The organism is Micromonospora sp. NPDC051296, from assembly GCF_040682255.1.
Lineage (GTDB): Bacteria > Actinomycetota > Actinomycetes > Mycobacteriales > Micromonosporaceae > Micromonospora > Micromonospora craterilacus.
This window is the reverse complement of record NZ_JBFBAO010000301.1, coordinates 1-8,921: the sequence shown is the minus strand read 5'-3', so window position 1 is coordinate 8,921 and position 8,921 is coordinate 1. Positions and strand designations below refer to the sequence as shown.

11 protein-coding genes are annotated in these 8,921 nt (G+C 70.4%); 3 read left to right on the top strand and 8 right to left on the bottom strand.

Going from position 1 to position 8,921, the window contains the following annotated elements:
• Window positions 1–359: 359 nt before the first annotated feature.
• Both AB0M52_RS25690 and AB0M52_RS25685 read right to left on the bottom strand, forming a co-directional pair.
• Window positions 360–596: a hypothetical protein gene (locus tag AB0M52_RS25690; protein WP_363958556.1), complete on the bottom strand. Its 237-nt coding sequence runs from the start codon at window positions 594–596 to the stop codon at window positions 360–362.
• Window positions 597–613: 17 nt separating this feature from the next.
• Entirely contained in the window at window positions 614–868 is a 255-nt protein-coding gene (locus AB0M52_RS25685) for a DivIVA domain-containing protein (RefSeq protein ID WP_363958553.1), read from the bottom strand.
• Between the two features lie 440 nt (window positions 869–1,308).
• On the opposite strand from AB0M52_RS25685, the gene AB0M52_RS25680 reads away from it, so the two are divergent.
• Both AB0M52_RS25680 and AB0M52_RS25675 read left to right on the top strand, forming a co-directional pair.
• Window positions 1,309–2,178, top strand: a complete 870-nt coding sequence (locus tag AB0M52_RS25680) for a helix-turn-helix transcriptional regulator (protein WP_363958550.1) — start codon at window positions 1,309–1,311, stop codon at window positions 2,176–2,178.
• On the top strand, window positions 2,175–2,396 hold the full coding sequence (locus tag AB0M52_RS25675) for a DUF397 domain-containing protein (RefSeq protein WP_363958547.1): 222 nt from the start codon (window positions 2,175–2,177) through the stop codon (window positions 2,394–2,396). The genes AB0M52_RS25680 and AB0M52_RS25675 overlap by 4 nt, the downstream gene beginning before the upstream one ends.
• Before the next feature lie 817 nt (window positions 2,397–3,213).
• Here AB0M52_RS25675 and AB0M52_RS25670 read toward each other — a convergent pair.
• The 3 genes from AB0M52_RS25670 to AB0M52_RS25660 are packed head-to-tail and all read right to left on the bottom strand — an operon-like array spanning window position 3,214 to window position 6,841.
• On the bottom strand, window positions 3,214–5,319 hold the full coding sequence (locus AB0M52_RS25670) for a xanthine dehydrogenase family protein molybdopterin-binding subunit (protein ID WP_363958544.1): 2,106 nt from the start codon (window positions 5,317–5,319) through the stop codon (window positions 3,214–3,216).
• Entirely contained in the window at window positions 5,316–6,305 is a 990-nt protein-coding gene (locus AB0M52_RS25665) for a xanthine dehydrogenase family protein subunit M (RefSeq protein ID WP_363958541.1), read from the bottom strand. The genes AB0M52_RS25670 and AB0M52_RS25665 overlap by 4 nt, the downstream gene beginning before the upstream one ends.
• A complete protein-coding gene (locus tag AB0M52_RS25660) occupies window positions 6,302–6,841 on the bottom strand; it encodes a 2Fe-2S iron-sulfur cluster-binding protein (RefSeq protein ID WP_363958538.1) in 540 nt (179 codons plus the stop codon). Before AB0M52_RS25660 ends, AB0M52_RS25665 begins: the two co-directional genes overlap by 4 nt.
• A gap of 128 nt (window positions 6,842–6,969) precedes the next feature.
• Here AB0M52_RS25660 and AB0M52_RS25655 point away from each other — a divergent pair, with 128 nt between their 5' ends.
• Window positions 6,970–7,962: an XdhC family protein gene (locus tag AB0M52_RS25655; protein ID WP_363958535.1), complete on the top strand. Its 993-nt coding sequence runs from the start codon at window positions 6,970–6,972 to the stop codon at window positions 7,960–7,962.
• 66 nt (window positions 7,963–8,028) lie between these two features.
• Here AB0M52_RS25655 and AB0M52_RS25650 read toward each other — a convergent pair whose 3' ends face one another.
• The 3 genes from AB0M52_RS25650 to AB0M52_RS25640 form a co-directional block, all read right to left on the bottom strand.
• Window positions 8,029–8,460: a hypothetical protein gene (locus tag AB0M52_RS25650; protein ID WP_363958532.1), complete on the bottom strand. Its 432-nt coding sequence runs from the start codon at window positions 8,458–8,460 to the stop codon at window positions 8,029–8,031.
• Between the two features lie 20 nt (window positions 8,461–8,480).
• A complete protein-coding gene (locus AB0M52_RS25645; RefSeq protein WP_363958529.1) occupies window positions 8,481–8,741 on the bottom strand; it encodes a hypothetical protein in 261 nt (86 codons plus the stop codon).
• Window positions 8,738–8,921: DUF2089 family protein (locus AB0M52_RS25640; RefSeq protein ID WP_363958527.1), on the bottom strand; the 184-nt coding region annotated here is incomplete at its 5' end. The genes AB0M52_RS25645 and AB0M52_RS25640, both read right to left, overlap by 4 nt.

Here is an 8,921-nt window from a genome sequence, read left to right as displayed (position 1 = left end):
CCACACCCCGAACCCGGCCGACCGACCGACACCGGGCCAACCCCGCCTGCCCAAAACCCGTCGCAGTACAGGTCATTTACCGGTCAGATCTCGCGTGGACGGTGCCCGGTTTACCCGATCAAGGCTGCGCGAGACCGCCCCGATCGCCGTCGTCGTGCTCGACCGACTCCGCACATCGGCTACGGATGCCGAGGACACGGCTGGGCTGAGGGCGCGCCACGCAACGTCACCGAGTTGGATCGCCGCCAGGTCGAGGGGCCAGTCGCCGGGTACAAGGGCCGGGCTCGGCGCATGTGCAGTTGCAGTCGCATCGACGTCTGTACTCGGACTTGTGCGCCGACACCCCACCGGGTCCTCACCTATCGCGGGAATGTGGGGGAGCACGGGCCGTCGTGGTCGGCCCGGCGGGCGCACCGACGCCGGTCCGGCATGGTTCGATCGCAGAAGACCCAGTGGCGTACGTGCTGGGCGTCCTCGGCGGAGACGGTGACGCCGGCTGCCTCGATGCTTGGTATCAGGGCCAGTGAGCGGGTCAGCGTGTACGCGAAGCGAAGCGCCCCGGCCAGGTCGGCGACCGTAACCGGCAGGTGGATCACGTGTCGGGCCTGCGGGCTCACGACATCCGCCGCTGCGTCTGGGCGCTCTGCCAGTCGCGCAGGGCCCGCTTGATGCGGATGTTCTCGTCGTTGAGCCGGGCCACGTCCTGTTGCAGGGTGGCGAGTTCCAGCGCGACGCGGTGCAGGAAGCGCCGTACCTCGTGCGGGTCGAGGCCGCGCCGACGGAAACCCACGGTGGAGAACTGCCGCTCGCGGACGTTGTGCGGGTGCAGCCGGGGCGGAGCCCCGCCGTAGACCGTTCCTCGGTTCATTGGTTGCCTCCGTTGGTTGGAAGGGGCGGCCCTGCGGCGAAGGGGGAATTTCGGGCAGGACCGCCCCGCCCGGCGACCGCAGCCTCATTCGGCGGGTACGGCCACCGGGCTGCCGGTGGATGGCGCAGTTTCCCGGCCAGGCAGGGTCGCGGCGACCCGCCTTTCCGTGATAGGTATTCGTCAAGTCGGTCGGAGCCGATATGCGCCGTGACGTGGCTCCATGTTGAGACCCGACGAGAGCCGGTATGCGTCTGCCATACGCGAGGCCGTCTCTCGTCACCTTCTCGGCTGTTGGCCCAGCCGCGGTCATCGTGCTTGCACCGGGCGTCCCCGGGGGTCGGTGATCACCCTCACCCGAAAACCACGTTTCCAGTGGTCTCGGCATTGGTGCAACCAACCCCAACGGATCTCATTCAGAGATGGCTCGGAAAGAGGGGATCATGCCCGTCAAACGCGAATCCTTTGTGCACACGCTGCGTGCTCAGTGGCTGGGGCAGCAGATGAGGCAGCTACGCGAGGAGCGTGGCTTCACTCTGAAGCAGGCAGCAGAGTTCCTGGAACGAGACTTTTCCTCGATCGCACGGTGGGAACGCGCCGAGTGGCCGTTCCGCCGTGGGGTTGTGGTGTCCCTCCTCGATCTCTACGGCGAGCACGACGGGCGGGAGCGGAACCGCTTCATCCAACTTGCCGAGGACGCATGGCGTACGGATCGGTGGGACGACGACTACGACGAGCTGGTGGACGCATCCTTCATCGATTTTCCATGGCTGGAGAGCCGAGCGGAGCAGATCTGCTCGTGGGACGCAATGCTCATGCCGGGTTTGATGCAGACGCGCGACTACGCGGAGGCGGTGATCCGTAACGCCGAGGGCAAGAAGGCGACCGACTACTCGGTGGGCAAGTGGTTGCAGTTGCGGCTGGACCGTCAGCGGGTGCTCGGTCATGACTCGGGACTCCGCGTCGCGGCCGTCATCGACGAGAGCGTGTTACGCCGTCCGGTAGGTGCTCCTACCTTGATGCTCGGTCAGCTCAGACACCTCGGTGAGCTGCTGTTGAGATCGAACATAGACGTTCGAATCCTGCCGGCCGGTGTGGGCCTGCACCCTGGATTGGACGGCTCCTTCGTGGTGTTCAACATGCCTAGGCCTTACCCGGAGGTGGCTTACGCCGAGATGCTAGGAGGGCGCCGCTTCATGGAATCGCCCAAGTCAAAGCGCTATGCCGTTGCGTACGATCGGCTCCGAGAGGCCGCACTCGACCCGCGTGAGTCGGCGAAGTTGATCGCAAGGATCGCGGAGGATCTGTCATGAGCCAAGAGTGGCCAGCGGTGGCCTGGCATATCAGTACCAAGAGCAACAGCAACGGCGGTAGCTGCGTCGAGGCTGGGCCGCTGCTCGACGGGTCGGGCCGAGTTGCTGTCCGGCACAGCAAGGCTCGCGACGCCGCGACGATCGTCTACACCGCTGAGGAGTGGACAGCCTTCGTCGGCGGCGTCAAGGACGGCGAGTTCGACTTCACCCCGGCCTGATCCCGAGGCCGAGTGCCTCGTCGCGCAACCTTTGATGGGGTAAAACTGGGCGCCGTCCACACGAGATCTTGGACAGTTCCCGTTATCACATAACGGGAACTGTCCAAGATCTCGCGCCGACGTCCCGCCATGCGGGAAGCACACCCACGCCGACCAGCAGCAGGCCGGGTGCCTAACCAAGCCACGCCCCCACCGGCGCCCCAGCGGCGACGCCACCACGCCAGCACGAGCGCCGAGCGCCGAGCGCCGAGCGCCGAGCGCCGAGCGCCGAGAAACGATTCGGCCCCACCCGCGACTCCATCAGATGACCCGACGGATCCCCAACACGCACGGATTACCCGATCAACGTTCAAGACGAGGCACTAGCTGATCGGGTGGCGGCACCGCCCGACGTGCCACCATCCGATCAAGTGAATCGGAGAAGTTGGAGCGACCGGCAGTAGGGCGGCGGAGGCGAGGCGGGTCTTGGTCGAGGACAACCTCCCCGCCCTGCCCCACCCTGCCCCCATCCCAGCCCTGCCCCACCCTGCCCCCATCCCAGCCCTGCCCCACCCTGCCCCCATCCCGCCCTGCCTCCACCCCACCCCACCCCACCCGCCCGTCGCCCCCACGCTGCCGCCGCTCGCCCTCATGGACAGCCAAGAATCTTGGTACGAAACCGCCCCTACAAGGGCAGTTCCATACCAAGATCCCGGACCAGGTAAGGCGCGGCCGCCGATCATGACGGACTGGTGGTCGGTGAACTGGCGCGGGCAGACTCGTCCCGTGCCACTGAGGGCTGTTGCTAACGTCCGCAGCACCATCCAAGTCTTGTGGATCACTCGTACGGGAGCAGTTTGTCCAGGGTGATGGGCAGCTCGCGGATGCGTACGCCGGTGGCGTGGTGCACGGCGTTGGCGATGGCGGCGGCGGCGCCGACGATGCCGATCTCGCCGACGCCCTTGGTGCCCATCGGGTTGACGTAGGGATCGTCCTCCTCGATCCAGTACGCCTCGACGGTCCCGACGTCGGCGTTGCTGCTGACGTGGTACGTGGCCAGGTCGTGGTTGACCACGTGCCCGTAGCGCGGGTCCAGGATGCTCGCCTCGTGCAGCGCCATGGACAGGCCCATGGTCATGCCGCCGATGAGCTGCGAGTGGGCGGTCTTCGGGTTGACCACCCGGCCGACCGCGTACACCCCGAGTTGGCGGGGCACCCGGATCTCGCCGGTCTCCTCGTGCACCCGTACCTCGGCGAACTGCGCGCCGAAGGCGTGCATCGCGTACTGCTTGAGGTGGGGATTCTCCGGCATGTCGGCGGTGACCTCCAGGCCCTCGGCGGGCACCGTACCGCCGTGGTCGGCGGCCAGCCGCCGGCGTAGCTCGTCGGCCCCCTCGCAGATGGTGGCGCCCCAACTGGTGATTCCCGCCGACCCGCCCTCCTGCGCCGCCGGCGGGTACGCCGTGTCGCCGAGGCGCAAGTCGACCTGCGCGACGTCGACCCGCAACGCGTCGGCGGCGACCTGGGTCAGCGCGGTGCGGGTGCCGGTGCCGATGTCCACCGCGGCCATCAGCACGGTGTGCCGGCCGTCGGGCGTGACCCGGATGGTGACCTTCGAGCCGGGCAGCCGCAGGGTCGGATAGGTCGCCGACGCTACCCCCGTGCCCACCAGCCAGCCGTCGTGGCGGCGCGCCCGGGGCGTGGGGTCCCGCGGCTCCCAGCCGAACCGGCGTGCCCCCTCGCGCAGGCAGGCCGCCAGGCTGCGGCTGGAGAACGGCAGCCCGTCCAGCGGGTGGCTGTCCGGCTCGTTGCGGACGCGCAGCTCCACCGGGTCCAGGCCGCCCGCGACGGCGAGTTCGTCCATCGCCGATTCGAGGGCGAACATGCCGACCGACTCCCCCGGGGCCCGCATGATCGCGGGGGTTGGCAGGTCCAGTGCGGCCAGTTGCTGCCGGGTCCGGAGGTGGGGCGTGGCGTACATGGTCGGGGTGGCCCGGGTGGCGTGTTCGGCGAACTCCTTGAGCCGGGAGGTCTGCTCGATCGACTCGTGGGCGACCGCGGTCAGCCGTCCGTCGGCGTCGGCGCCGAGGCGTACCCGCTGCGTGGTCGGTGACCGGTAGCCGGTCTGGGCGAACATCTGGTGCCGGGTGACCGCGAAGCGCACCGGCCGGTCCGGGACGAGTTGGGCGGCCATCACGGCGAGGATGAGGTCGGAGTGGCGGGGGATCTTCGACCCGAACGCGCCGCCGACGTGTGGCGAGAGCACCCGGATCCGGTGCGGTTCGAGCCGGAACGCGGTGGCGACGGTGCTCTGCACCCCTCCCGGGTACTGGGTGGACACGTGCAGGGTGAGCCCGTCTGAGCTCCAGCAGGCGATGGTGGTGTGTGGCTCCAGCGGGTTGTGGTTGTACCAGGGGGTGCGGTAGGTGCGGTCCACCTGGACGGCCGCCGAGGCGAGCGCGGCGTCCACGTCGCCCTTGTCGGTGTCCATCGGGAACAGCGGCAGGATCTGCTGCGGTACGCGCAGCTGCCCCCGCTCGCGGCTGGACTCCAGGTCGACGTCGTGGGGCCGTTCCCGGTAGTCGACCCGGACCAGGCCGGCGGCGTACCGGGCGATCTCCGAGGTCTCGGCGATCACGCCGCCGACGAACTGGCCGCGGAAGGCGACCTCGCCGGACTGCAGGATGCGCAGTTCACCCTCGTCGGTGCCGAGTCGTGGCGCGTTCAGGTGGGTCAACACCGCGAGCACGCCCGGCTGGGCGCTGGCCTGGCTACAGTCGATGCCGATGATCTCTCCGGTGGCGACGGTGCTGCGCACGGCGGACAGGTAGGCCGGGTGCGGTACCGGGTGTTCGAAGGCGTACGGCGCCAGTCCGCGTACCTTGTCCGCTCCCTCGAATCGGCTGAGCGGCTGACCCATGGCGCGTGGGGTGACGGCGCTCATCGCGCCGCCTCGACCAGGTCCAGCACGGTACGGACGATGGCGTTGCGGGCCAGCGGGATCTTGAAGGCGTTGTCCGACTGGGGCTGGGCGTCGGCGAGTTCGGCCTCGGCGGCCCGGCGGAGCCGCTCCTCGGTGGCCGGCCCGCCGCGCAGCAGGTCCTCGGCCCGGGTCGCCCGCCACGGCTTGTGCGCCACGCCGCCGAGCGCGATCCGGACGTCGCGCACCTGCCCGTCGGCCAGGTCGATCGCGGCGGCGACCGACACCAGCGCGAACGCGTACGAGGCCCGGTCACGGATCTTGCGGTAGTACGAGCGGGCGGCGAAGGCCAGCGGTGGCAGGTCGACGGCGGTGATCAGCTCGCCGTGGGTGAGCACGTTGTCGTGCTGGGGCTCGGATCCGGGCAGCCGGTGCAGCTCGGTCAGCGGGACGGCCCGGCTGCCGTCCGGGCCGAGGGTCTGCACCGTCGCGTCCATCGCGGCCAGCGCGACGGCCAGGTCGGACGGGTTGGTGGCGATGCACTCTGGTGAGGTGCCGAGGACGGCCAGGTCCCGGTTGTGCCCCTCGATCGCCGAGCAGCCGGAGCCGGGATCCCGCTTGTTACAGGCGGTGCTGATGTCCTGGAAGTACACGCACCGGGTGCGTTGCAGCAGGTTGCCGCCGACGGTGGCAAGGTTGCGCAACTGGGTGGAGGCGCCGGCCAGGACGGCCTGGGCGACCACCGGGTAGCGGCGTCGGATCAGCGGATCGGCGGCCAGGTCGCTGTTGGACACGCCGGCCCCGATGCGTACGCCGCCGTCGGGCAGCTCCTCGATCGCGCGGGAGGTCACCTCCCGGACGTCGACCAGCAGATCGGGTCGGGCCACGTCGAGCTTCATCAGGTCGACCAGGTTGGTGCCGCCGCCGAGGTACGCCGCCTGCGGCGAGCGGGCGAGCAGGGCGACCGCGCCGGCCGGGTCGGTGGCGCGTTCGTACCGGAACGGCCTCATGACCGGGCCACCTCCTGGATAGCGGGGATCATGTTCGCGTACGCGGCGCAGCGGCACAGGTTGCCGCTCATCCGTTCGCGGATCTCGTCGGGGTCGGCGGCCAGGTCGACCGGGCCGGTGTCGGGCTCGCCGGCCGTGCCGTCCGGCGGGCTGAACGTCACCGCGCTGGGCCAGCCCGTCGCGGCCTCCCCGAGCATGGCGACCGCGGAGACGATCTGCCCGGGGGTGCAGTAGCCGCACTGGAAGGCGTCGTGCTCGATGAAGCTGCGCTGCATGGGGTGCAGTTCACCGTCGGTCGCCAGCCCGGCGGCGGTGACGATCTCGGCGCCGTCATGCGCCACCGCCAGCGCGAGGCAGCTGTTGGCCCGTCGCCCGTCGAGCAGCACCGTGCAGGCACCGCACTGGCCGTGGTCGCAGCCCTTCTTCGGGCTGGTGTTGCCCAGCCGTTCGCGCAGCGCGTCGAGCAGGGTGGTCCGGGTGTCGACGGTGAGCCGGTGGTCGGCTCCGTCCACCCGCAGCGTGATCTCGGTATCCATGATGTCCAGCCCCTGACGGTCGTGGGTTGCCGACCAAGTTATCGGCATTAAACGGATCCGCACGGCCCAACCTGTCTAAAAGCTATAAAAAGGTACGCAAGCGGCTCGCGGTGGGAGGGTGTCGGCAGATGTTGGCGGAGGTGTGGCCGTTCGTCGAGCAGCGGCACGGCGCCGGGCAACGCGTCGTGCTGGCCCGGCTGGTCCGCCGCGCCGGTCCGGGCTCCCGGCCGCTGGGCGCCACCATGGCGGTGGCCTCGGACGGCGGCTGGACCGGGTCGGTCTCCGGCGGCTGCGTGGAGGGCACCCTGCTCGACGAGGCCCGCTCGGTGCTCGACGGGGCCCGCCCCCGGCTCACCGCGATCAGCCCCGGCGCGGACCTGATGCCCTGGGAACCCGCCCCGGCCTGCACCGGCGAGCTGGGCGTGCTGATCTGCCCCGCGCCGGCCGGCCCGGTGTACGCGGCCATCGGCGCGGCGCTGGCCACCCGCCGCCCGCTGGCGTTGGGCATCGAACTCCGCCCGCCGTTCCAGTGGTGCACGGCGGCGAACCGGGACGGCCTGCCGGGCGGCGCGGAGCACTTCGTCGAGGAACTTGGACCCGGCCCGATGCTGCTGCTGGTCGGTGCGACGGATCTGGCCGCCGCGCTGGCCGCCCTGGCGGTCCCGATCGGCTACCGGGTGGCCGTGGTCGACCCGCGCCCGGCGTACGCCCAGCGGGAACGGGTGCCGGCGGCGGACGACGTGGTCTGCGCGTGGCCGGACGAATGGCTGGCAACCGCCCCGCTGGGCCCCCGCGATGCGGTGCTGGTGGTCACCCATGACCCGCGCATCGACGATCGGGCGATCCGCGCCGCGCTGGCCGGACCCGCCGGGTTCGTCGGCGCGCTGGGCAGCCGGGACACCCACGCCCGGCGGCTGGCCCGGTTGGCCGGCGTACCGGGCCTCGACCGGCTCACCGGCCCGGCGGGCCTGGACCTCGGCGCGGCCTCCCTCGCCCAGACCGCGCTGTCCATGCTCGCCGAGGTGGTGGCCGTCGGTAACCGGCGGCCCGGCGGCCGGCTGCGCGACGCCCAGGGAAAGATCCGCGTTGTCGATGCGGCCTCGCCACACCCTCGGCGGTGACCGGCGCCCGGCTGCACGTCAAGCCACTCGGCCGGCCGGTCGCATCCCGGGCCGGAAGTGGTGGTGTCACTCGCAGAACACCTGCACCTTGGTGTCGGGCTGGTCGACGTCGACGGTGAGGTCGTCGAGGTGCTCGATGAGTTCCTCGATGTGTTGCGGCTTGAGCTGGGTGAGGTCGATCGGTACGCCGGACCTGGTCAGCTCGTCGTTGACCTTGGCGAGCGCCTGCGGGGGGATGAGGCTGGTGAGCCGGACCCCGGCGCGCAGTAGTTGCAGCGGGACTCGGACGTTGACCCGGGCTGGCCCGTCACCGCTAAAGTCGTCCTCCGTGTTCACCACGACCCGCAGGTACTTGGGTCGGGGTTTCGGGCGGGGCGCGGCTCCCAGCGGCGACTCGGGCTGCTCTCGTTCGAGGGCGTCGATCAACCGCTCGGCCTCATCCGCGGTGATCTTGCCCTCGGCCAGCATCTCCAGGACCTGGCGGCGCTGCTCGTTCATGTTGCTTCTCCCGTTCTGACTCACCTGACGCTTACCAGCACGGCCGTTCGGCCCTGCTCAACCTCGAACCGGGTGCCGGGCAGCGCCCACAGCAGCCGCCCGACGCCGCGCAGCGCGCCCACCGGGCTGACCCGGAAGACGAGGCAGGCGACCAGTCCGACCAGCACGGCGAGCAGCAGCAGCGGTGACAGCACCAGCAGTACCGGCAGGACAGGGACATGCAGCCGCAACCAGCGGCCATTGCGACGACGTTGGCGGTACGTCACCAACTGCGAGATCATCGGGACCGCTCCAGCTCGGCCAACGCCTCCTGGACGCTGATCTCCCCCCGCCGCAGGCGGTCGACGGCGTCGGCGCCGGTGGGCGCCGGGTCGGTGTCGACGAAGTCGAGGCGCTCGGCGATCCGGTTCAGCCGAGACTTGATCGTCGGGTAGCTCACCCCGAAGATCCGCTCCATTTCC

Coding starts and splice junctions, on each gene's coding strand:
- AB0M52_RS25685 (WP_363958553.1), bottom strand. CDS start 868: ATGAACCGAGGAACGGTCTACGGCGGGGCTCCGCCCCGGCTGCACCCG.
- AB0M52_RS25680 (WP_363958550.1), top strand. CDS start 1,309: ATGCCCGTCAAACGCGAATCCTTTGTGCACACGCTGCGTGCTCAGTGG.
- AB0M52_RS25675 (WP_363958547.1), top strand. CDS start 2,175: ATGAGCCAAGAGTGGCCAGCGGTGGCCTGGCATATCAGTACCAAGAGC.
- AB0M52_RS25670 (WP_363958544.1), bottom strand. CDS start 5,319: ATGAGCGCCGTCACCCCACGCGCCATGGGTCAGCCGCTCAGCCGATTC.
- AB0M52_RS25665 (WP_363958541.1), bottom strand. CDS start 6,305: ATGAGGCCGTTCCGGTACGAACGCGCCACCGACCCGGCCGGCGCGGTC.
- AB0M52_RS25660 (WP_363958538.1), bottom strand. CDS start 6,841: ATGGATACCGAGATCACGCTGCGGGTGGACGGAGCCGACCACCGGCTC.
- AB0M52_RS25655 (WP_363958535.1), top strand. CDS start 6,970: ATGTTGGCGGAGGTGTGGCCGTTCGTCGAGCAGCGGCACGGCGCCGGG.
- AB0M52_RS25650 (WP_363958532.1), bottom strand. CDS start 8,460: ATGAACGAGCAGCGCCGCCAGGTCCTGGAGATGCTGGCCGAGGGCAAG.
- AB0M52_RS25645 (WP_363958529.1), bottom strand. CDS start 8,741: ATGATCTCGCAGTTGGTGACGTACCGCCAACGTCGTCGCAATGGCCGC.